Annotated in this window: 17 protein-coding genes; 12 read left to right on the forward strand and 5 right to left on the reverse strand. The window is 39.0% G+C overall.

Translation table 11 applies throughout. From position 1 onward, the window contains the following. Nucleotides 1-382: 382 nt before the first annotated feature. The 3 genes from AAC147_RS12495 (at nucleotide 383) to AAC147_RS12505 (ending at nucleotide 2,228) form a co-directional block, all read left to right on the forward strand. Nucleotides 383-1,075, forward strand: coding sequence for a class I SAM-dependent methyltransferase (locus tag AAC147_RS12495; RefSeq protein ID WP_047681487.1), 693 nt, complete (start codon nucleotides 383-385; stop codon nucleotides 1,073-1,075). Nucleotides 1,076-1,086: 11 nt separating this feature from the next. After that, nucleotides 1,087-1,512 carry an N-acetyltransferase gene (locus AAC147_RS12500; RefSeq protein ID WP_047681490.1) on the forward strand — a complete coding sequence of 142 codons (426 nt, stop codon included), beginning with the start codon at nucleotides 1,087-1,089 and terminating at the stop codon, nucleotides 1,510-1,512. Between the two features lie 101 nt (nucleotides 1,513-1,613). Then, a complete protein-coding gene (locus AAC147_RS12505; RefSeq protein ID WP_276552565.1) occupies nucleotides 1,614-2,228 on the forward strand; it encodes a pyridoxamine 5'-phosphate oxidase family protein in 615 nt (204 codons plus the stop codon). A 109-nt stretch (nucleotides 2,229-2,337) separates the two neighbouring features. On the opposite strand, the gene AAC147_RS12510 is transcribed toward AAC147_RS12505, so the two are convergent. Continuing rightward, complete coding sequence (locus AAC147_RS12510; protein WP_047681495.1) at nucleotides 2,338-2,934, reverse strand: NADPH-dependent FMN reductase; 597 nt, start codon at nucleotides 2,932-2,934, stop codon at nucleotides 2,338-2,340. A 318-nt stretch (nucleotides 2,935-3,252) separates the two neighbouring features. Here AAC147_RS12510 and AAC147_RS12515 point away from each other — a divergent pair, with 318 nt between their 5' ends. Then, a complete protein-coding gene (locus AAC147_RS12515) occupies nucleotides 3,253-3,744 on the forward strand; it encodes a MarR family winged helix-turn-helix transcriptional regulator (RefSeq protein ID WP_047681498.1) in 492 nt (163 codons plus the stop codon). A gap of 153 nt (nucleotides 3,745-3,897) precedes the next feature. Here the strand turns inward: AAC147_RS12515 and AAC147_RS12520 are convergent, their stop codons facing one another. Then, nucleotides 3,898-5,946 carry a TonB-dependent copper receptor gene (locus tag AAC147_RS12520; RefSeq protein WP_047681501.1) on the reverse strand — a complete coding sequence of 683 codons (2,049 nt, stop codon included), beginning with the start codon at nucleotides 5,944-5,946 and terminating at the stop codon, nucleotides 3,898-3,900. A gap of 105 nt (nucleotides 5,947-6,051) precedes the next feature. Continuing rightward, nucleotides 6,052-6,495: a DUF2946 domain-containing protein gene (locus AAC147_RS12525; RefSeq protein WP_047681503.1), complete on the reverse strand. Its 444-nt coding sequence runs from the start codon at nucleotides 6,493-6,495 to the stop codon at nucleotides 6,052-6,054. 249 nt (nucleotides 6,496-6,744) lie between these two features. On the opposite strand from AAC147_RS12525, the gene AAC147_RS12530 reads away from it, so the two are divergent. From AAC147_RS12530 to AAC147_RS12555, 6 genes are all read left to right on the forward strand, one after another. Then, nucleotides 6,745-8,106, forward strand: a complete 1,362-nt coding sequence (locus tag AAC147_RS12530) for an aspartate aminotransferase family protein (protein ID WP_052189529.1) — start codon at nucleotides 6,745-6,747, stop codon at nucleotides 8,104-8,106. 236 nt (nucleotides 8,107-8,342) lie between these two features. Continuing rightward, nucleotides 8,343-8,546 carry a hypothetical protein gene (locus tag AAC147_RS12535; RefSeq protein ID WP_047681506.1) on the forward strand — a complete coding sequence of 68 codons (204 nt, stop codon included), beginning with the start codon at nucleotides 8,343-8,345 and terminating at the stop codon, nucleotides 8,544-8,546. Between the two features lie 254 nt (nucleotides 8,547-8,800). Then, nucleotides 8,801-11,068 carry an ATP-binding cassette domain-containing protein gene (locus AAC147_RS12540; RefSeq protein WP_047681508.1) on the forward strand — a complete coding sequence of 756 codons (2,268 nt, stop codon included), beginning with the start codon at nucleotides 8,801-8,803 and terminating at the stop codon, nucleotides 11,066-11,068. Nucleotides 11,069-11,521: 453 nt separating this feature from the next. Continuing rightward, entirely contained in the window at nucleotides 11,522-13,327 is a 1,806-nt protein-coding gene (locus tag AAC147_RS12545; RefSeq protein ID WP_052189530.1) for a non-ribosomal peptide synthetase, read from the forward strand. Then, nucleotides 13,317-17,939, forward strand: a complete 4,623-nt coding sequence (locus AAC147_RS12550) for a non-ribosomal peptide synthetase family protein (RefSeq protein ID WP_081989008.1) — start codon at nucleotides 13,317-13,319, stop codon at nucleotides 17,937-17,939. Before AAC147_RS12545 ends, AAC147_RS12550 begins: the two co-directional genes overlap by 11 nt. A 103-nt stretch (nucleotides 17,940-18,042) precedes the next feature. After that, a complete protein-coding gene (locus tag AAC147_RS12555; protein ID WP_047681511.1) occupies nucleotides 18,043-18,501 on the forward strand; it encodes a MarR family winged helix-turn-helix transcriptional regulator in 459 nt (152 codons plus the stop codon). Between the two features lie 21 nt (nucleotides 18,502-18,522). Here AAC147_RS12555 and AAC147_RS12560 read toward each other — a convergent pair whose 3' ends face one another. After that, nucleotides 18,523-20,040, reverse strand: coding sequence for a hypothetical protein (locus AAC147_RS12560; RefSeq protein ID WP_052189531.1), 1,518 nt, complete (start codon nucleotides 20,038-20,040; stop codon nucleotides 18,523-18,525). A 193-nt stretch (nucleotides 20,041-20,233) separates the two neighbouring features. Beyond that, entirely contained in the window at nucleotides 20,234-20,731 is a 498-nt protein-coding gene (locus AAC147_RS12565) for a GNAT family N-acetyltransferase (RefSeq protein ID WP_047681512.1), read from the reverse strand. A 170-nt stretch (nucleotides 20,732-20,901) separates the two neighbouring features. Here AAC147_RS12565 and AAC147_RS12570 point away from each other — a divergent pair, with 170 nt between their 5' ends. Together AAC147_RS12570 and AAC147_RS12575 are read left to right on the forward strand one after the other, a co-directional pair. After that, entirely contained in the window at nucleotides 20,902-22,005 is a 1,104-nt protein-coding gene (locus AAC147_RS12570; RefSeq protein WP_047681515.1) for an alkene reductase, read from the forward strand. 283 nt (nucleotides 22,006-22,288) lie between these two features. Next, nucleotides 22,289-23,464, forward strand: a complete 1,176-nt coding sequence (locus tag AAC147_RS12575; RefSeq protein ID WP_197056378.1) for a DmpA family aminopeptidase — start codon at nucleotides 22,289-22,291, stop codon at nucleotides 23,462-23,464. The last annotated feature ends 104 nt before the right edge of the window (nucleotides 23,465-23,568 follow it).

Genomic DNA, 23,568 nt, shown 5'->3' on the forward strand with positions numbered 1-23,568 from the left:
TTCTTTTTAAATTCAAATGGATAAATTTAAATTTTAGTTATTTTACACTGATATACAGTTATTTATTATTAAGTAAAAAATAAAAAAAATACTTCTCCGTATTTTTGTTAAGCAATCTTTTATTTATTAAATGGATATTTATCAGGGTAATAAAATAAGTATGATTGATATAAAAACACAGTAGAGATGACAAGATTTTTATAAATTATTATTCGTGTAATAATTTATGCTATATATAAAAATTATAAAATAGCCTTATTCTTTAAACGGGATTAAGATCATGAGTTCTCAACAAAAGGAATCATTAAAGAAGCTATAATATTAAATTAACCTGATTATTAACTTCTTTCACAGCTTTATAAAAACAATAAGAGGTGAATATATGAGTAAATGGGAAGAAAAAGAGCTTTCTGAGTTTTTTTCACAATACAATGATATTCTTGAAAAGAAATATGCTTTCACAACTATTTGTGATTTTATTAAGCAACATAATTCCATAAAAAAAGTTCTTGATCTTGGTTGTGGATCAGGAGCATTAATTCCTTTTCTTACGTCGATTGTGCCTCACGTAATCGGTGCAGATATTTCAAAATATGCTATTGAATTAGCAAAAGAAAAATATAAAGAGAGTGGGGCTATATTCATTTATCCAACTGAGCTACATCACTATACGAATGACAGCCCTTTTGATACGGTAGTCAGCTCTTTTGTGCTCTGCACACTAAAAACAGAAGACTCGTACAAAGCTATTTTTCGTCAGGTAAATAGCCATTTAGTTAAACATGGTTATTACATGACTCTTGATTTTAATTTGGATGCTTTAGGCATAGATTTTGGCCCATTCAAAACAGGAGAAGCAGGAAAGACTTACCGTGACGGAGATACATTGTTAACGACTTTGTGGACTGAAACGGGTAAGCCATTCTCTTTTAATGATACGTACTGGTCATTAGAAAAACGGATAGCATGTGCAGAAGAGGCAGGGTTTTCTCTTCACCAAAAATTAATTCCTCATGTTCCAAATTTTAAGCCTCCATTTATAATATCTGTCTTCAAAAAAGAAGAAGAATTATAAGGTCCACAGAAATGATCAGGAAATTCACAGAAGCAGATATGGACGACATTCTGACAATTTGGCTGGAGGCATCTATTAAAGCACACCATTTTATCGCGGCTGATTTTTGGAAATCTCAGATCGAAAAAATGAGAAACCTCTATATTCCGGCTTCTGAGGTATATGTTTATGTCCAAAACGGAAAAATCATCGGTTTTTACGCACTACATGACGATGCATTAGCCGCAATTTTCGTATTACCGGATAACCAAAGGCAGGGAGTGGGTAGTGAATTGATTGCCGATGCCAAAAATCGCAGAACAGAGCTTACCTTGGCAGTCTATCAAGAAAATGAAATAAGCTATAATTTCTATTTATCACAAGGATTTTATGTTGCTAAAGAAGGGAAAGACGAGGCAACAGGGCATCTGGAGTATGTTATGCGTTTTCATCACTGAATAAGTCATGTCAATTTTAAAACAGCGCTGTTCTATGACTAACTCAATATCATCATAGAACATGTCAGACTACGGATTGATTATGAAGGAGAAATTTCATAATGGATAACGTTGTTACTGATATCACCACACTTGAGCAAATTTACGGAAAACCCGCGGTACTTTCTGTGCTTAAGGAAACGGATCATATTCATCCGATTTATCGTCCTTTTATCGAATCAGCACCATTTGCAGCATTAGCAACAACAGGTAAAGAAGGGATGGATATTTCTCCACGTGGAGACCAACCTGGCTTTATTCATATCGAAGATGAGAAAACGTTGATTTTGCCAGACAGAAGAGGGAATAACCGAATCGATAGTCTGCGTAATATCCTGCACGATAACCGTGTTGCTCTGTTACTGCTTATTCCTGGTATTGGTGAAACATTACGCATCAACGGTCGGGCAGAAATACTAATTACTCCGGAAATACGAGAGCGTTTTGCTTACCGTAACGTTTTGCCAAACTCTGTATTACGTATCACCGTAGATGCTGTTTTTTTCCAATGTAGTCGTGCCATTATACGTTCAGGTTTATGGGATACTTCAACCCAGATTGAACGCAGTGCTTTACCCAGTCCAGGGCATATTCTCAAAGAACTCAGTAAAAATGAGTTTGATGGTGCTGGATACGATGCGGAATTACCTCAGCGCCTTAAGGACAGCCTGTATTAATTCATATAAAAGATCGGTAACCCGATCTTTTATACTCGACTCATATTATTGAGCCGAGCCTAGTTTTTAATGCTTTGATTTTTAATAAAAATAGTTATTCTTGTCTATTTTACATACCATAATGATACTTTTTATTTTCCTCTCCAATAACTTCACGTACATGTTTCAGAGCTTCGGCATAAGATTTGAGTAGTTTCAGTGTGTAGTGAACTCGTCCTTCAAATACAGCATCATTACACATCAAATCTGGGGAGATTAAGCTTTCACTTTGGCGGAAAATGAGATGATCCGGCAAGAAGCAAACATGATTATTTTTAAAACCGGTCAGACGTAATTCTGAAAGCGGGTAAACACCATTTGGGCCAGCAGAAACGCTAGTCAATAATGCTGGTTTATGCCCCAGTTCCGTCACAGAGCAATATAACAATAGATTTTTTAGCGCTGGTGGCACCATTCCATGCCATTCAGGAGACACAAAAATAAAGGCTTCACTTTCTCTTAATTGGTGAGCAATTGCCTGCCACGGATGTGACTCTGCTGATATATCTGTGGTATAGCCATCATGAAGAGGAAGTTCAACATTGCACAATTCGAGGAAATTAGTATCCGTAAATCCATATTCATTACTGAGTTTTTGCAAATAGCGGGCTACACGTTGACTGCTGGAGTTTTGACGCTGGCTGCCAGATATCAAAGTCAATTTCATACTGTAATTCTCCTGAATTATATGGGGTTATAAGGCTGTTTGAGTACGAATTCGAGGAATAGAAAACCAAACAGCAATCATAATGATGCAGGCTCTGATAAATTGGAATAGGAAAAAACCATCGTCGTTACAAACCTAATTGCTTCTCTGTTTGTTTTTTTAATCCCATCACAAGTAACGTAATTCTGATAATACCCAGAATAACTGGTGTAAAATTCATTACAAAATGTATCTTTATGTAAAGATAAATTAAAATAATAGCCTATATAAATTTTATCAAGTATCTTTTCTCAAAAATAAATGAATAGGGAAAAAGACATGAAGTACGATCACGTTGACCGTTTACTCATACAATGGGAGCAACAGCGCCCAGACCTTGATCCTTCACCAATGGGTGTGATTGGGCGTTTATACCGTGCAAATAAAATTATCGAACAGCGATTACAGCCTATCTTCAAGGCATACGACTTAAGCGCTATTGAGTTTGATATCCTTGCGACACTACGCCGTTATGACACACCAATTACACCCACTGAGATGTATCAATCCGTTATGTTGACTTCGGGAGCAATGAGTACCCGCATTGAGCATATGGTACAACGAGGACTGGTTGAGCGTGTTGCAAATGCTAAAGATCGACGCAGTTGCAAAGTCTCTTTGACTACGGAAGGAAAAGAACTCATAGATAAAGTGGTTGAAAGCCATCTGGAAAATGAGAGAGAAATTCTTGGGGCACTATCCAGTGAACAGCAAGAACAACTTGCTATGTTATTGCGTCATTGGCTATTGACGAATGAATCCGATATTTAGGATTCCTCTGATAATTATAGCCCCATAAAAGTATCTTTCTAAGAAGATATTTCTTAATGCTATGTAAAAATAACTTTAATAAAAAAGTTCATTAAGAAATGGTGAAGACTTTGCCCCGACATCATTCAGGGCAAAGTCTGGGAGGCTAATGTGTTAGAATTTCACGTTAAATCTGGCCCAATAAGTACGACCAGGTTCATTTACTGGCGTATTGGCCGAATAACCAAAGCCGCTATTTCCTGCCAGATTGAGGTGTTCGCTGTAAGTTCTGTTAAAGATATTGTCAACACCAGCACTAATCTGAATATCTTGGGTTACTTTATAGGCAGTATTCGCAGAGAAAACGGCAAAACCAGCACTGCGGTTAAAATCTTTCCCGACAACGTTACCTTCGTTGATTGCAACCCGATTCTGACTGTTGACTAAACGCAGCAAACCACTACTTGTCCAATCACCCTGTTCCCAGGTCAAACCCAAGCGTGCTTCCAGTGGTGGAGTTTGGGGTAATGGACGGTGATTGGAAGAATTTCGTGCCCAGGAATAAGCCAGACTTGCATCCGTTTTCCAGTTATCATTCAGATGGTAAGCAACGCCCATTTCTCCACCCCAGATGGTAGCATCCACATTACTTGCCTTGCTGACTTTATTGTCTGTGTAGTGAAATAGAATAAAGTCATCAATCTTACCAACATAAGCTGAAATCCAGCCTTTCAGGTTCTGATCGTTATAATGTGCACCGATATCTAACTGCGTTGTTTTTTCTGTTTGCAGTTTCTTGAACGCATTACCTTTAGAACGGAACAGTTCCCAATAATCAGGGAAACGTTCGGTATAACCTACGCCGGCATAAAACATAACCGGGAGCTCTTTCAGGTTATGTTCAAATCGGACAAAACCTGCGGGTAAAGTATCTGTTCGTGCTTCCTGAGTATCTTGAGTGTATTTATCGACTAAAACACGATCCAAACGCGCACCACCGGTAACTTTACTTTGTTCAGTTGCATCCCAGGTCAGCTCGCCGAAAACGCCATAATCACGGAATCGTGCATCCTTTTGGGATTGATTGCGGTGGGTATTGGTCTGCATATCCACACCGCTCTGTAATCTGAAATCTTCCCAGAGCCATGTTCCCATCATACGTCCACCAAAAGTGCGGCGATCCAGTTGATGGGCCATCTTCATATTCATACCATGACCACCGCCGTGCATAGAGTGATTACCATGTTTCATATGACTACCATGTCCCATGCCCATTGCTGGAAGAGAAGGGCGGGATAAATTATCCATCACATGGCGGGTAGAGTTGTAATAAAAGTTGGTTTCAAACTTATCAAATACATCGCCGATATTGGACTTTTCAAAGCGTACTCCCAAACTTTCACGTTTGAATTTGGAGCCATCCATCCCACGTCCGGCATAACGTGCTTTTCCATCACCTTGCCCCGCGCTTAATTCCAGTAACGTATCTTCATCAGGCGTCCATCCCAACGCGATATCGGTATTCCATTTATTCCAGTGGGAAGGAACACGGTATCCGTCACCATCTTTATAATCATTAGAGCGAGATTTATTGCCAATAAAACGCATATAACCATGCTGATTACCAAAGCTCAGATCTGCGTTACCATCCCAACGTCCGTTAGAACCAACAACGGTGCTGGCATTACCTTTAGCACCAGGTTCTTCAAATTGCGGGCGGGAACGTTCGAAGCGGATAGTGCCTGCGGAATTTCCTGGCCCCCAAAGAACAGTTTGAGGCCCTTTGACCAGACTCAGTACATCATAACTTTCTGGTGAAATGTAAGAACTTGGAGCATCCATTCTTGATGGACAAGAACCCAGAATTTCACCATCGTCAATCAACATACGCAAGCGAGAACCAAACATACCGCGAAATACAGGGTCACCATTCGTTCCACCGTTACGGATCTGAGAAAATCCGGGGATAGTTTTCAGGTAATCCGAACCATCGCTGGCGGGTACAGGTTGACGAGGTGTTTTAAGTGAAGAGAAAACACTAAGTGGTGAAACAGCCGGCGCGGTTACGGTTATTACTGATTCACTCTCATGGATGGTGTGTGAGTCTTTCGTCTCTTCAATCATCTGATCTTTCGTGACAGCTAAGCTGCTGACCGGCATAAAGAATGCAATCGCTAAAGCTGTGGCCAAAGGAGAGACGCGAAATAATTGTGTACTAGACATGAAAAATATCCCTTAATTAATGAGTAACAAATTCAAACAGAATTTGTTTAAAACAATTCCGATTTGCCTTACAAAAGACGACTTAAGGCAGTGAAAATAAATCATTTATCTCAAGCAAGCGGATGAATTAAGGGGGGGGGCACGTGGTTGTGACTCGCCGTAGAACAACCGGATCGTCGGGCCAGAAAAACATGGTGCTGGTGGTGCACGGGAAATCGTCAATGTCAGCAGGAGAAAAGAAACGAATGTTCCCGACAACAACGGCAGATTAATCAGTAGTTGGCAATAACCACAGGCAATATCGTCCATCAATCCCATATGGATATGAGCGACGCCATGATGATTCATGGTATCAGATAAAAAAGATGCCTGATGATGATTACTGTTTTGCATATCAGGCATCGACATACCATGACATGCTTCACTTTTTATACCACGGCTGTGCTCCAGTGTTTTTGATACCACCGGAGCGATGAACAACATCATAATCGCCAATAGGGCAATTAACGCTGGTGTTCTGCGTTGTGATAGATGAAAAAGTGATAACAAACTAATAATCCAGATCAATGCTGACGATTGGGTGCCAATCTTACTGCATTTTTATTGGTTTTGTTAAAATATTTTGGGGACTTTTGATGAGTGCTTCAGTATTAGTATATTTAGAGTTTATAGGTTCATTTGCTGCGTGAGTAAATTCATAACTAATGATTCGATAAATGAGATTTAACCTGAATATCATTTTGTTGCAAACTTGTCATTACAACTTTTTGTTACAATTCTAATATGAGGAGTTACAAAATGTCAGATAGCAATACCATTCAAACTCATTCCTTTCATACTGATTCTTTCCAAGATCTGAACCTGAAAGCACATTGGATGCCGTTTAGTGCTAACCGTCAATTTCAACAAGATCCACGGCTGATTGTCTCTGCGGATGGGCATTGGCTAATAGATGCTAAAGGTCGTCGTATTTATGACAGCTTATCGGGGTTATGGACTTGTGGAGCGGGTCACTCACGTTCGGAAATCCGTCAGGCTGCTTCAGAACAACTCGGTACGTTAGATTATTCTCCAGGTTTCCAATATGCTCATCCTCTGTCATTCAGATTGGCAGATAAAATCGCTCAACAGATGCCCGGTAATTTAAACCATGTCTTTTTTACTAATTCAGGTTCAGAGACTGCTGACACAGCGTTAAAAATAGCATGTGCCTACTGGCGTATAAAAGGACAAGCGACAAAAACCAAATTGATTGGCAGAATGCGTAGCTATCATGGGGTCAATGTCGGTGGGACAAGTCTTGGTGGTATTGGTGGAAATCGCAAGATGTTTGGCCAAATGATGGATGTTGATCATCTTCCACACACTTTGCAAAGTGATATGGCATTTACCAGAGGGATCCCATCAACAGGTGGCCCTGAGTTGGCCGATGAGTTATTGAAACTCATAGAGCTACATGATGCCAGTAATATTGCTGCCGTTATCGTTGAACCTGTTGCCGGCTCTGCTGGCGCAATTATCCCGCCACAAGGTTATTTACAGCGTTTGCGGGAAATATGTACCCAACATGATATCTTGTTAATCTTTGACGAAGTTATTACTGGTTTTGGCCGTATGGGATGTTGGACAGCCGCAGATTATTTTGGTGTTACTCCGGATATCCTCAATTTCGCCAAACAAGTCACTAACGGGGCTATCCCTCTTGGCGGTGTTACTGTTTCCAGTGACATTTATGATGCTTTCATGTCACAACCACTCCCTGAACACATGATCGAATTCAACCACGGCTATACTTATTCGGCTCATCCCGTTGCCTGTGCTGCTGGTTTGGCGACTTTAGAAATATTGGAAAAAGAAAACCTGATCCAACAAGCCGCTGAGTTAGTCCCTCATTTTGAACAAGCACTGCATGGGCTCGAACATTGCCCAAATGTTGTTGATATTCGTAACTGTGGTTTGATTGGAGCAATTCAAATCGCACCACGTGACGATGATGGTAATGTCCGTCCTTTTGAAGCGGGTATTGCGCTATGGAACGCGGGTTTTTATGTCCGGTTTAGTGGTGATACTCTGCAATTTGGTCCAATGTTTAATACTAAACCCGATGACCTTGACCGTTTGTTCAATGCGGTGGGCGATGTTTTACATCGGATTAAGTAAACATTAAACAATCTGAGCGGTATCTTACCGCTCTTTCCTCTTATTATTCCAGCCTGTGTTGTCAGAGTCATGGCTCTGCATTTAAACGGTTACGTCGGGGCAATGTAAATCCTTGCACAAAGCCTGATGCAGATCGCAAACTTAAAATAAATTTTAACTATTATTATCTGTCGTGTGTTTATGTCGTTCATTGAATGTATTCTTCATCTTAAACCTAAAAATTAGCTGAGGCGAAAATGAAATTACGTAAGAAGATTGAAACCCTGATTGAACTGAATGAAGATTCCAAGATAGCAGCAGATAAGATATGTAAGCTTTTTGAAAAAGAAATGACTGGAAGTATGAGCGGGAATGGTTGGTTAGATGAAGACGAGTTATTAGAAATATTAGAAGAAATATTCGGTGATGATGACGATGAGGACGAGGAGTTATTTTCATAAACCGAAAAAATTTTCTTCTTACCTCTCCTGACATGAAGTTCACTTCCTGCTTTAAATATCGTAGAAATATAGTTTCCTACAGGAAACTATAGTTATTAATTTATTTTTATACTCCTGGTAAATTTTCTAACAAACGAAAAATATGATTTCCATTTGGAAATTACATATTGCGGTGCTATAGTCAGCCACCTGACAGAATAAATGTGTGTTTTTTCCCCGATGTTGGTGTGAGTCACGCGTGAAAGGTGAATTAAATGAGAAATCATGAACAAAACACAATTGAAATTCGTGGTGCGAAACAAAATAACCTTAAAGGAATTGATCTATATATTCCTAAAAACGTTATCACTGTATTCACAGGTGTTTCAGGTTCAGGTAAAAGCTCCCTTGTATTCGGTACAATTGCTGCGGAATCTCAAAGACAACTTAATGATACTTTCCCGCCTTATATCCGGCATCGGTTGCCATACTATGGTCAGCCGGATGTGGATGAGATAAACAACCTCACTACTGCAATTATCATTAACCAAAAACGTATTGGTGAAAATGTACGCTCTACGGTTGGTACGGCGTCAGATATTTATACTTTGCTGCGACTTTTGTTTTCCAGAATCGGTAAACCCTTTGTCGGTTATTCCAATATTTTTTCATTCAATCATCCATCAGGTATGTGTCCAAATTGTGAAGGATTAGGCATTGCCAGCACCATAGATGTTGAAAGATTGGTGAATGAAAATAAGTCTTTAAATGAAGGCGCAATTCAATATTCCACATTTGCGCCGGGTACTTGGCGGTGGCGTCGGTATGTTCATTCTGGTTTGTTTGATAATGACAAGAAAATTGCTGATTACACGACAGAAGAACGCCGACTTTTACTTTATGCAGATAACGTCGTACCGGCTGTGCCTTCCCCTGATTGGCCTAAATCTGCCCGATTTGAAGGTGTTATTACCCGATTTACGCGCAGCTATCTGGTTAAGGATAGCAAGGAGAACACAAGTGAAGAATTTCAGGACATTGTTTCGATGAAACAGTGTCCTGTCTGCCACGGGCAGCGACTCAATAAACGTATCCGTTCATGTTTAATTCAGAGTAAGAGTATCGGTGATTGTGTAGATATGCCGATTGTAGAGCTGAGGCAATTTATAACGACATTACGTGATCCTTCAGTCAGTACACTGCTCAATGCGTTAAAAACACGTTTAGCATCAATGTGCTCCGTTGGCCTTGGCTATTTAAATCTTAATCGCTCAACAACAACTTTATCAGGAGGAGAATCTCAGCGTTTAAAAATGGTGCGTCATTTAGGCAGTAGTCTCACCGGAATGACTTATATCATTGACGAACCCAGTACTGGTTTGCATCCGGCTGATATTACAAAACTTAATGTACTGATTCAGCAATTACGTGATAAAGGTAATACTATTTTAATGGTCGAACATGATCCCGATGTCATCAAAATTGCAGATCATGTGGTTGATTTAGGTCCCGGCGCAGGAGACAACGGTGGAACCATTACTTATCAAGGTGATCTTAATGGCTTACGTATCTCCGGGACAGTAACCGGAAAATATTTATCCCAGATAACTCATCTCAACCGAACCCCGAAAGAACCCGTTGGCTATCTCCCCATAAGAAATGCAATATTGCATAATCTAAAAGAAATTTCTATTGATATACCGATGGGTGTCATGCTTGCTGTCAGTGGTGTGGCTGGCTCAGGTAAAAGTTCCCTGATTATGGGGGAGGTTGTCCCTAAATGTATAAATGCGGTTGTTATCGACCAGAAACCTCTGCATACCTCTAAGCGTTCTCATATTGCATCGTGGAGCGGGGTTTTTGATCACATTCGGGAACGCTTTGCACTGGCTAATAATGTGACCAAATCATGGTTTTCACCCAATGCCAGAGGGGCATGTCTGGAGTGTAACGGATTAGGTGTCATTGAAACTGATTTAGCTTTTATGGATTCTGTTACCTTGCCTTGTGAGGCTTGTCAGGGGCAGAAATACAATAAAAAATCTTTAAATTATAAGTATAGAGATAAAACGATTGTTGATCTGATGAATATGAGTATTGCTCAGGCGACAAATTTTTTTGAGGGAGATAGTCAGATTCACCCAACTTTAGTTCATATTCAAGATGTTGGATTAGGTTATATGCGGCTTGGGGAGTCTCTTGATCATTTATCCGGTGGAGAATGCCAAAGATTGAAACTTGCCTCTTACCTGAATAATAAGGGTGATATGTATATCTTTGATGAACCGACAACCGGGCTTCATCCTTCAGATGTGGCGATCCTTATTAAGTTATTTCGCCGTCTTGTAGAGCAGGGAAATTCTGTCCTGATCATTGAACATAACATAGACATTATTGCGGAAGCAGATTGGATAATTGATTTAGGTGAAGGTGCAGGAACTGATGGTGGACGAGTGATGTTCAGCGGCACACCACAGGAGATGTTTGAACAGGGTGACTCATTGACAGCCGAATATTTACGCCAGCACTGCCATAAAAAATAGTTTTATCTTAAGTATTACATTTAAACTCTTCCTGATTGTTTAACTCCATTTCTCATAATATTGGCGTTAAACATTTTATATTAATAGATTAATTTATTCTGCCTGAACAATATAAATAGTCTTTTATTTATCCACATATTGTTAATTTTTAAAGTGCAACTGTTGTTTGTAATGTTTATAACATTATGTTTTAATAAAATTTTATTTTTTGAATGATAAAAAAGTCATTTGACTGATTTCATAGTTGCGTTGTAGACTTTGTTCTATCAAATTTTTCAGATTATTAAAATAAATATTTTATTCAGGGTATATCTAGCAGGATTATTTCGCTTCGAGTGAATTATTTAGTATATCTGAATTAATTTATATTATACCCAATGGGTTTCAATATGATCAGCCAACAAAGAGGCAACTTGAAAGACGAAGGGTATATAAATATGCGGAGGTTTCTGCATGATCACAAAACATATCGAGCAGTTACATGCTATACCGGACCTCTTATTTGATATAGTAAATCAATATCCAAATAAAACAGCATTAGTATTTAATTCTGAAATACTGTCATATCGTGAACTTTGGGATCAATCAACCCAGATAGCCTCTGTTTTGCAAAGAATAGGGGTTAGGAAAGGCGATAAAATTGCTGTCAAGTTAACTCGTTGCCTTGAGTTATATTTGGTGCTGGTGGCGGTGATCCGGCTTGGTGCTGTTATCGTGCCACTGAGTCATAGTAATCCTGCACAATATCAGGCAGATTGCATTAAGGTTGCCGATGTTAGTTTACTGATCTCAGAGACTGATGAGACGCTCACATTAAAAGAAACTAACACACCTATAAATTGCCCATTTATCTCTGTAGAAAACCTGCTTTTGAAAACGCGTGATTTAGGCTATATGCCCGTAGTATTTGAAAACCTCATTGCGACAGATCCAATAATGATATTGTTGACATCAGGTTCCACTGGCAAACCCAAGAGTGTTATTATCCGTCATTGTGGTTTATCCCGCCTTGCGATTCCTGTCAGCCAATTAGGTAATACAGATAACGACCGTTATTTACAGCTTGCGGACCCCGCATTCGCAGCGAGTACCAGCGAAATTTGGATGAGTTTTCTTACTGGAGCCACGCTTGTTATCTATCCGTCAAATGTTCCTGATTTAGTAGAAATTAATAACATCATTGAACGCCAGAATATCTCTATTCTTTTTCTATCCGGCGGGCTCTTTCGGTTATTTGTAGAAGTTTACCCTGATACTTTACATAAACCTAATTGTGTGATTGTTTCGGGAGATTTTGTTAATCCCAGACTATTTTCATTTGCAGCTAAAGCGGGTAAAGGACGTATATTCAATGGAATGGGATGTACTGAAAATTCATCTTTTTCCGCTATTTATGAGGTATCACCAACCGAAATACTCGATCCTGACTCCCCTGTACCTATTGGTTGTCCATTGCCTCTTGTCAAGATGGTCGTACTTGATGATAACTTAGAAATTTGTGGGCTGGATATTCCGGGGGAACTTTGTATCAGCGGTGCGGGGCTTGCCGAAGGATACTCAGATCCTGTGTTAACCAAAGAGCGTTTTGTCTGGTTAGATCTTAATGGTATTTATGAACGCTATTACCGCACTGACGATCGAGCTAAAAAAAATCAATCTGGTAATATCACACTACTGGGGCGGGGTAAGCACATATGTAAAATTCGTGGATTTAGAATCGAAATCACAGGCGTGGAACATATATTACGTTCACACCCTCAAATAGAAGATGCCATTGTAACTATAGAACAAACATCTAATGAACCGCTGTTACACGCCTGTTATTTGAGTAAATCAGGCCCGCTATCCGACATTCAACTACGCGAGTTTATGAATTCAAAATTACCGTCTTATATGGTTCCAGAACGAATTACGCATGTTAACTCCTTACCGATGAATAAAAATGGTAAACGTGACCGGCTCAAGATGGCTCAGCTTATCGCTGATGGAAGACACAAGCAAAATGACTTTGAACATGATCCCGTACAAACAAAGGTTCTCTTAATCTGGGAAGAAATTACGGGTTACAAGAACCTTGATCCAGCAACTCTATTTTGGGAACAAGGTGTGAACTCCCTTCATCTAATCAAGTTAGCCTCTCTTGTCAGCAAAACACTTGGGATTCATGTTTCTCCTGCTGATGTTTTTTCAGCGGGTAGTGTCGAAAAATTAGCAATTCAATTAAGGAAAAATTGGCTGGAGAGAAAAGATGGAAAATGAGACTTTATACAAAGCGGTTAAGGATACATTGGATAACTTTTTACAACAGCATTTACTATGGCATTGTGAAAACAAATGGCACTGTAATGAATACGATCTAAGTATTCTTTCTGCTAATGATGCCAGTCGATGTGCAGATTTACTCTCTGAATTCTTAGATCTGTCGGTGAATACACAAATTATCCTTTCTTCTTCCTCACTAGATAATTTAATTGATAACTTAATCGACTATGCACCTGAATTGAGTAGCAGGACATATATACCCAGTACTCAAGGGCAAAAAGGATTATGGCTACTTGACCAGGTATTAATTCAACCTGAATGTTACAATGTCCCATTACTTGTAGAAATAGGGACACATTTAGATCATCATTTGCTGGAAAAAGCAATCACACAATTTGTAGAAATAACGCCTGTTTTACGTACGCGTTTTGCATTTAATCAAAAGCAGCTTTATCAAGTCATAGAACAGCCCGGTAATATTCAAATTGTCCATAAAACACTTACCGAGATCATTCATCCGGAAACCGTTATTCAACAGATGGCATCTAAACAATATGATTTGGCAAAAGGGCCATTATTCGATATCTGCTTGATAACAGATGAATCAAAACAGAGTTGGCTGGTATGTTGCTTCCATCATATTATCGTCGATGCACCCTCAGTACGTATTATTGTAAAAAATATTCTCAAATATTATTGCCACTTACTTAGAAGTGAATTGTTTGGAGACAAAGAATATCATTATCTGAAAATCGGTGCCGGCTATCTGGAATTTACTCAATGGCAACAAGAACTATTAGCCAAACCTGAAACTTCCATGATGAAAGAATATTGGAAGCAGACACTTACTCCTTATCCTCCTATGATAGATCTTCCGACTGATTTTCCCAGAAAAGAGAACAAAGGAACTAAAGCAGATTATCTTCACTTGCAACTTAGCCATGATGAAGTACTGAAAATATCTCAGCAGGCACTCAACCTTGCAATGACGCCCTTTATGTATATGGCCATGTGTTGGCAGTTCTTACTGTATAATCTGTCTGGACAGAAAGATATCACTATCGGTATTCCTTTTACGCTGCGTGATAACACTGATTTTGAGGAAACAGTAGGATATTTGGTCAACACACTACCATTCCGGTCGTATTTAGATGCAGATATTACAGTGAATCAATTTGCAATGTCAGTGAGTGAGCGTTTTGTTCAGGCTCATTTAAACAAACAGTTACCTTTTGCTGACATGGTTGCTGATACGGGTCAAAACTTTGGATTGGCTAATCCTGTGTTTCAGACACTGCTTGTCATGATTGATACTACCAATGATGTATTCCGGGATTTTCCTTTTCCAGTAAGACTTTCCGAACAATATATTCAGGCAGCTAAATATGATTTAACCCTCTTTATTAAAACAGAAACATCCAATCAGTTAGTGATGGAATTTAATGCCGAACTATTTGAAGGCAACACGATACAATATTGGCTGGAGCTCTATAAGCAAATCACTTTATCTATAGGGAAATGGGGAGAAAAGACGCTAGGTGAAATTGAGATCCTGACACAAGAAGAACAATTTTACATCGCTAATCGTTCAAGTACGCCATTTTCTGATACGGGTAATCAATGTGTTATCAGGGAGATCGAAGCGTATGCGAAAAATCACCCGAATCATATTGCGTTAATGACACGCTACAGCCATTGGTCTTATGGGTGGTTAGATCATCGGGCCAATCAGTTGGCTGAATTTATCTATACAAATTACACCATTGGTGTCGGTTCGCGGGTCGGACTGTTGTTAAATCGAAATGAAGATTCTATCGTTGCTTTACTGGCCGTTTTAAAAACAGGTGCATCCTATGTTCCTATTGACCCTGGTTATCCTTCGGAACGTATTGAATATATGCTTCAAGATGCAGCGGTGGATTGTATCGTTACCACAAGTGAACTTGTTACAGTAACATCGGTATCTATCTCCAGAGTGATATTAGATGAAATAGTATTCGCACAGGATGTTAATTGGCAATCAGTACAACGTAAACCGGATGATGAGTTATATGTCATTTATACATCTGGCTCAACAGGTCAACCTAAGGGGGTACGCCTGCTGAATAAGACATTGTCTAATCTGCTGGAATGGCAAAAAGGGATTTCTGTCTGTAGTGAAGGTGATTGCACTCTGCATTACATGTCTCTGTCTTTTGATGTTTCCGTGCAGGAAATATTTGCTACGTTGTGCACCGGAGGAAAATTATATATTGCAGATGAAGAAGAGCGTAAGGATCTGCATTATCTGCAAAATGTCATTGAGTTAAATGGAATTCACCGCGCATATTTTCCCTATGTTGCGCTACAACATTTGGCTCAATTAACCGTCATGAATAAAGCTCAACTGCCGACGCTTAAAGAAGTCTATTCAACCGGTGAACAACTGGTTCTCACTTCTGACATTAAGCGTATGTTTAATGCTAACCGAAGACTGATTAACCTCTATGGCCCGTCAGAAAGTCATGTCTGTTCTGCTTATATCATGCCGACGAATGTATCTCTATGGGGGGATAGTGCATCAATCGGATATCCACTACCCGGATTTACCCTGCTCGCGCTTGATGAGCACAAGCGCATGGTTCCGGCAGGGATAACAGGCGAACTTTGGATTATCAGCGACTTTCTTTCTCCCGGTTATCACAACAAAGAGCATGAAACCCAAACGCGGTTTCTAACCGGAAGCTGGCCAGGTGTACTTAGCCAACATGCTTATAAATCGGGTGATCTGGTAAGGCTAAAATCTGATGATACATTCACGTACCTTGGACGTCTGGATAATCAGTTAAAAATTCGTGGATTCAGGATTGAACCATCAGAAATAGAAGCGGTACTCAATTCATTGGATGGTGTGAAAGTGTCTGCTGTTATTGGCAAAGAAGACACCGCAGGTAACAAAATGCTGGTGGCTTTCATAGTGGCAACCACAACTGCGACATTAGCGCGCGCCGGGCTATTAACTGAATTACGTACTCATCTGCCAGATTACATGATCCCAAATGAGTTTGTATTTTTATCTGATCTTCCAACGACTCCAAGTGGAAAAATTGATCGTAGGGCATTACATGATGTTGAGATAAATGGTATCGGGATAAACCAATTGTCAGATTTTGCAGCAGATAAGCTTGAAAATAGTAGTATCTCTGAGGAACGTCTGACTTCAATTGAACAAAAAGTAAAATCACTCTGGCAAAAAGTTCTGCCAAACCGGCAAATTAAAGCAGGAGATAACTTTTTCAATATCGGAGGACATTCACTGTCAGCAACACAATTGGTGTATTTATTGCGCAAACAATTTAATGCCGATTTTCCACTCAAGTTACTGTTCAGCACTCCTACTTTACGTGACATGGCCGCTTCTGTTGATATCTATCTGAATAATAATCAAAAAAACAATAACGAAATGCAGAATACATTCATTAATGACGCATCCATACAGCACGATTGGACTTCTGTTCAGCAACTAAGCCTATCGGAAAGTGATGGTGTATTACTCACCGGAGCAACGGGTTTTTTAGGTATCTATCTTCTTCGTTCGTTACTTCAGCAACTGGCTGGTAAAGTATTTTGTTTAGTCAGGGCAACAGATAGCAGTACAGGGTTAAACCGTATAATAAAAAATGCTCATCGTTATGGTATCGAAATTGATTTTTCCCGTGTTGAAATTGTGGTAGGGGAGATTGCTGAAACCAGATTTGGCTTAAATGAGGAAGAATATCAGTTATTGTCAGAGCAAGTAGCTAAAATCTATCATGCAGCCGCTCATATTAATTTTGTCCTCCCATACAGTTCTGTTAAAGGAACAAATGTAGATGGTACGGTAGAAATCATTAACTTCTGTTGTCACCACCAACACAAGAAACTTGAATACATTTCTACTATCGCTGTATTTTCATCAGACTATCCTAATCAACCCATTACAGAGGATTGTTTTCCTGATCACCCGGATTCACTATCTATTGGTTATACTCAAAGTAAATGGGTAGCTGAACAATATATACAACAAGCCAGAACTCAAGGTGTCGATATCAATGTTTACCGAATAGGGCGAATATCCGGTGACAGTGTCACTGGTGCATGTCAGGAAGATGACTTTCTGTGGCGTCAGATTAAAAGTTTTATCCAAATGGGAATTGCGCTATACCCAGAATTATTAAATACAGATCTATTGCCTGTTGATTTTGTCAGCCAAGTCATTGTGACATTATCAGTTTCCAATAAAATACCCGGTCATCATAACTTCCATTTATTTCATCCTAAAGGTACTGACTTTACCCCGGTGTATCTGGCACTGAAACACAAAGGGTATAACATCAAAACTGTTTCTCAGTCAGTTTGGTTGGAAAAACTCGAAAAAATGGTTGTTAATGGCGATGATGTAGCATTAGGTTCATTAGTTCATCTGTTTAAAGAACAAACTTTGACTATTGGTAACAATACCTATAACAACCAAATGACACATCAGATGATTAGAAATTGTGGATTTGATTTTCCGGATATCACTGTAAGAACTTTTACGAAATTGATTGCTTATTTTATGGACAAAAAATATGAACCGGAATATAAGTAACTGTGAAGCAATTTTCTTCCTTGATTTTTACTGTTTTCTAGCCGTATATATGCCATGTGGATTTCAAGTTGCATCCAAAGTTCAGGTTATATAAGAAGGTCATATGAAAACGGATAATCAGAATACTTATAATGCGGTAATAACCCCCTTCGAAGATGCATTGAGCAGACTCCAGTGTGTTCTTGTTGCAAGAAGAACCATTACAAATCCGGAAGGTGTCTCTTGGGCACAATATGATACCTTATATTTACTTCGACAATATCAACCCATAAGACCCAGTGTTATTGGCGAAAAACTTGGTTTTACCCGTTCAAAAACATCTAAAATCCTGCGAGCACTGAAAGATAAAGAACTCATTGAACAGGAAGCAGGGGAAAGCGATAAACGTGAATTGGTGACTAAATTAAGCCAGAAGGGATTAATGTTTTTACAGCGGGCAGAATCCAGCAGCCACAATATGGCTGATATTGTGGCTGCTAATATGTCTCAGGGCGAAATTGCTATATTTACAGAGCTGTGTAATCGTGCAGCCGATCTTTTATATGCGCAAACACCGACTTGAGATTAATCCAGCTAAACTAACCTAACGCGCATTTTTGTGCAGCGATTTCTCTATCCTTGCGATCTCTGATTCGAAAACCAAAAACCTGACTCGCAGATCCTCCAACGCTGTCGATTTTTCCTCTGGGGTTAGAAAAGAGTATTGAATGCTATTAAACACCGTTTTTTTGATATCTGCATATGATGGTTTGTAGTTTATGGCAAAGGTTACAAATTCCTGAGTTAAGTCACTACGAAGCACCCCAGGGTCATCAGTTGATATCACGAAAGGAACGCCATGACGTTGATAAAGTTTTATCGGGTGGTTGTTTCCTTTCACTCCAAGGATAAAGCCATTACTTGTCAGGTTTATTTCGATAGGTATTTTCTTTTCTCTCAGTATGCGGAGTAATTCCAACGCATTCTCCTCCCTGGCGATAGCAACGCCGTGACCGATCCTATCAGCTCCTGCGATATCTACAGCATATTGAATATGATTTGCCAGCTCCTCTGGTGGAACCATTCCGTTAACCAGCTCCCCTGCATGCAGAGATAAATGGACATCAGGGAAAAGAATTTTTAAATACCGAAACATTAACATGTGCAACTTATAGTCACGCATTGAGATGTAATCATTTTCCGCCCCAACGATATTCACACCGACAATCTTTTTGCTGATATGTGCTGCTGAAAATGCCGAATATAAACTTGAGAATACAATAGCGCGTGGCTCATCACGATAAGCATAGGCTTGAATTCGAACACGAAATTTATCATCGTCCATGCCAGAAATCGCAGCTTCTCCAGTTTGGATGTAGTTAGATATACTTTTCGTAAAATTTGGGTCCTTAGCCATAAACTCTGCATAGGGAGCCAACGCTGCGAAAACGACGTTTTCATCGGCATTTGGATCTAATGTATCAAGCACTTTCGCAAGATCTGGGTATTCAACAGAAGGTGCTTCTTGTAAGATAATTTCCAAATACTGAACATTTTCATATTTAGCCCGATCTTTTAATTTAGTAAATCCAGCCCTTAAATCTTGATTTGCTAACGAACTAAAATAATTAAAGGTGTCAAAAAAGTGCTGATCTGGAGCTTTCTGTATCTCATAATGGTTGTAGAAATCTTTGGTTGACCATACTGCCAATAATTTTCGGTAGAAGATATTATTTTCGATGATCTCATCCTTATTGAGACAAAATTGCTGGCTTTCCTCCGGGAGTTGATTTTTCTGACGTGTTTCTACCTGATAAATCTCTATTTTAAGTTTCGGCTCAGATCTATCATAAATGCAATATCCTTTATCCCCTAACCAATCAAGATAACTCTCTACAAACATTGCACCAGAGTAATGAAGATGAATATCTGCACCCTTAGGCATCATTCTCATTGCCATAGTCAGTTCTGCAATATTCGGATTATTAGTCTCAATCAGATTACTGAAGAAACGCGCAGTTGCTGCTTCATTTTTCTTATCTAAGTCTGTGTTTACTTCATCAGCATTCACTAAACAAGAAAATAACATCAATAAAATGGCCACAATAGGTAAAGCATTCATGAATTTTTTCCTGGTTTCGATGTTTGTTGAATGAATGACAGGTGTACCAAGAGAGAGGTAGTACTACCTATTTTGCTTTTTAATAAGGAAAATATTTCAATATCAACGCTACCCATAATGTCTTTGTCGGAAATTCACTCAACACCAAAATTTATCATTCTTAATTAAGAATTAAGTTGTTAAAAATAGATACCTACATTATCAGGTACATCAATACCATATTAACGTATATTGAGTCATTTTTTAGTGGCATGGGCTCAATGCCAAATATTTCGAAACCAAATTTTTTATATAAATTTATCGCTGAGACATTTTCTTCAACAACAGCTAATGATACTTGTCTAATATTTCCTTCCAGAAGAACTATCAATTTTTCAATAAGTTTTTCTCCTATTTTCAAACCTCGACAGCCAGGTTTAACATAAAAACCCCAAATAGTTCCTTTATGTAAATTTTTATACTCAGTACCTCGTTGAAACCTGATCATGCCAACTAATTCACTATTTAAATAGGCACCTAACACCAGAGAATCAGTTAATATAGTGATAAATTCTTGTTCACTTTTGGTATGCTCTTCTTCATATGTTAAACCAAAAGCATCAGGATCAGAACGTAGAGCTTCGAATCTAAGCTTTTGATATTCTGAAACATCGCTTGCTGATAATACTCTGATAAGTGGTGAAAATCCCATACTGTTTCCTGGTTACATTCTAACTAAGAGATGTTATAAACAAATTTTGTCAAAATAGCATTAATATTTATGATTATGTGATTTATATATTGCTTTTCTTTCGAAAACCAAGGGAAAAATTCTGAATTCAAGCAGTAGACGACTGGTCTGTTATTAAAAAAGGAAATCTTATGTCTGACAATAGCATTCGTACTGATCTTTTTTTACCCACTAAACTAGGAGAAATTGAACTCGCTAATCGTATAGTTATGGCACCGTTAACACGCAGCCGTGTGAATAGGGAAGGGATTCCGAATGAACTCAACGTAACATATTACGTTCAGCGTGCCAGTGCAGGTCTGATTATTTCAGAAGCAACCAATATTTCCCTACAGGGACGCGGCTATGCGATGACTCCCGGTATCTGGACAGAAGAGCAGGTAGCTGCATGGAAAAAAGTCACCGATGCTGTTCACATTGCTGGTGGCAAAATGGTGATGCAATTGTGGCATGTCGGGCGTTGTTCTCATGTCGATTTGCAACCTAACGGAGAACCGCCGGTAGCACCGTCTGCCATTAAAGCCGGTGGTAATGTTTACACTGAGAATGGAATGCAGGAAGTTTCCATGCCACGCGCACTGGAAACCAATGAGATCCCCGGCATTATCGAGCAATACAAACATGCTGCTGAATACGCCAAACGGGCAGGATTCGACGGTGTAGAAATCCATTCAGCCAACAACTATCTGTTGGAACAATTCATACGTGATTCAACTAACCACCGTACTGATCAATATGGCGGTTCTATTGAAAACCGAGTTCGCTTGGTTCTGGAGGTTGTTGAAGCTGTCACCGGAGTTTGGGGTAGTGGTCGGGTTGCTATTCGGTTGTCCCCAGTGACAACTGAAGTAGGAAACACACCGCTTGATAGTGATGTAATGGCAACTTATGGCTATCTGATTAGACAACTCAACCCGTTCAAACTGGCTTATCTGCACTTTGTTGAAGGGACTACAAAAAAAGACCGTGTGATTCCTGAAGGCATTGATTTAGATAAATTAAGGTCATGGTTTGAAGGTGCTTACATCGGCAATAACGACTACAATCTGGAAATGGCTATTTCCCGCCGGGCGGAAGGAAAAGTTGACGCGGTTGCATTTGGTCGTCCGTTTATTTCCAACCCTGATTTGGTCGAACGTTTGCGTTATGACATTGAACTGACCAGTGTCAATCATGACGCCTATTATGGTAATGGAGCAAAAGGTTATACCGACTGGCCGAAAGCGAATTACTAATCTAATGCTGACAGGCGGCTTAATTGAGTTGTTTCAGTGTGGCCGCCATATTTTTTCTTCTCCTTCTTTATCATTCTTTTTGTAACTCAATTCTATAAATATCAAAAATAATTAACTTCATGATTTTTTATAAAATAGTTCATTTCCGTGAAACTGTTTACCGTTGCAGGAAAATTATTTAGTTTACTCATGGTGAAAATAAACCTAAAAAACAAAGCTCATAATGATTATGAAATTTAATATTAAGATTAATTTATTATAACAAGGAGTATTTATCAACAGCATGAAAATATTGAAAATATTAATCTTATTTATTTCGACAATGATAGCATCAAATTCTCTGGCCAATGAGGTTAGAGCCAGAGATTACGGTATTCCTTTCTCTGGAACAACCGGGGAATATAATGCGATTACCGATGTGAATGGTGTAAAAATTGGCTATTCAACTATCATTGAGGGAAATGGAAAATTAGAAGTTGGCAAAGGCCCGGTAAGAACAGGTGTAACAGCGATATTACCCAGAGGAATAAATTTTAGCCCGGTATTTTCCGGTATATTCTCTTTAAATGGAAATGGAGAAATGACAGGCAGTCAATGGATTGAGGAAAGTGGTTTTCTGGAAACCCCGATATTAATAACCAATACGCATAGTGTCGGTGTTGTCAGAGACTCAACAATTAGCTGGATGATTGATAACAATCTAATATCACCATTAAAGGATGATTTATTTTGGATACTACCTGTGGTTACAGAAACATGGGATGGCATATTAAATGATATAAACGGTATGCATGTAAAAAAAGAACATGTATACCATGCGTTGAATAGTGCTAAATCAGGAGCTATAGAAGAAGGTAATGTCGGTGGCGGAACCGGAATGAACCTCTTTCAATTTAAGGGGGGAACAGGCACTTCATCAAGAATTTTAGACAAAACAGATGGAGGATATACTGTCGGGGTGCTTGTTCAGGGGAATTTTGGATTTAGAGATGATCTTATTATCTCAGGAGTTCCAATTGGTAAAGAAATCCAAGATATTACCCCAATATACCATGGGGATAAGAAAAAAATAAAAGATGCTGGATCTATAATAGTTGTGGTAGCTACAGATGCGCCATTAGCGCCTCATCAATTGGAAAAAATAGCTAAAAGGGTCTCTCTTGGACTTGCAAAGGTAGGTGGCATAGCCCGTAATACCAGTGGTGAAATATTTATTGCATTTTCCACTGCAAATAATGGTGCATTTTCCAGAGAGGAGATAAAAACAGTGGAAATATTGCCAAATGACAAACTGGACCCGTTATATGAAGCAACCATAAATGCAACGGAAGAAGCCATCATTAATGCGATGTTCGCAGCCAAAACAATGGTTGGTAGAAATGGTAATACTTCCTATTCTATTCCTAAAGACAGAGTTAAAGAAATATTAAAAAAATATAACCTACTCAGTAGGATCTGAAACAGATTAGCTCAAAATAAAGTTTAAAATTTCTACTTAAAAATAAACAAGTTACCAACTTTGATTAAAAAATTTAAATTTAAGTTGGTAACTCTCATGCTTTA

The sequence above is a fragment of the Xenorhabdus sp. NBAII XenSa04 genome (assembly GCF_963866145.1).
Lineage (GTDB): Bacteria > Pseudomonadota > Gammaproteobacteria > Enterobacterales > Enterobacteriaceae > Xenorhabdus > Xenorhabdus indica.

Coding starts and splice junctions, on each gene's coding strand:
- AAC147_RS12540 (WP_047681508.1), top strand. CDS start 8,801: ATGAGAAATCATGAACAAAACACAATTGAAATTCGTGGTGCGAAACAA.
- AAC147_RS12530 (WP_052189529.1), top strand. CDS start 6,745: ATGTCAGATAGCAATACCATTCAAACTCATTCCTTTCATACTGATTCT.
- AAC147_RS12510 (WP_047681495.1), bottom strand. CDS start 2,934: ATGAAATTGACTTTGATATCTGGCAGCCAGCGTCAAAACTCCAGCAGT.
- AAC147_RS12545 (WP_052189530.1), top strand. CDS start 11,522: ATGATCACAAAACATATCGAGCAGTTACATGCTATACCGGACCTCTTA.
- AAC147_RS12550 (WP_081989008.1), top strand. CDS start 13,317: ATGGAAAATGAGACTTTATACAAAGCGGTTAAGGATACATTGGATAAC.
- AAC147_RS12535 (WP_047681506.1), top strand. CDS start 8,343: ATGAAATTACGTAAGAAGATTGAAACCCTGATTGAACTGAATGAAGAT.
- AAC147_RS12495 (WP_047681487.1), top strand. CDS start 383: ATGAGTAAATGGGAAGAAAAAGAGCTTTCTGAGTTTTTTTCACAATAC.
- AAC147_RS12515 (WP_047681498.1), top strand. CDS start 3,253: ATGAAGTACGATCACGTTGACCGTTTACTCATACAATGGGAGCAACAG.
- AAC147_RS12500 (WP_047681490.1), top strand. CDS start 1,087: ATGATCAGGAAATTCACAGAAGCAGATATGGACGACATTCTGACAATT.
- AAC147_RS12555 (WP_047681511.1), top strand. CDS start 18,043: ATGAAAACGGATAATCAGAATACTTATAATGCGGTAATAACCCCCTTC.
- AAC147_RS12570 (WP_047681515.1), top strand. CDS start 20,902: ATGTCTGACAATAGCATTCGTACTGATCTTTTTTTACCCACTAAACTA.
- AAC147_RS12520 (WP_047681501.1), bottom strand. CDS start 5,946: ATGTCTAGTACACAATTATTTCGCGTCTCTCCTTTGGCCACAGCTTTA.
- AAC147_RS12505 (WP_276552565.1), top strand. CDS start 1,614: ATGGATAACGTTGTTACTGATATCACCACACTTGAGCAAATTTACGGA.
- AAC147_RS12560 (WP_052189531.1), bottom strand. CDS start 20,040: ATGAATGCTTTACCTATTGTGGCCATTTTATTGATGTTATTTTCTTGT.
- AAC147_RS12575 (WP_197056378.1), top strand. CDS start 22,289: ATGAAAATATTGAAAATATTAATCTTATTTATTTCGACAATGATAGCA.
- AAC147_RS12565 (WP_047681512.1), bottom strand. CDS start 20,731: ATGGGATTTTCACCACTTATCAGAGTATTATCAGCAAGCGATGTTTCA.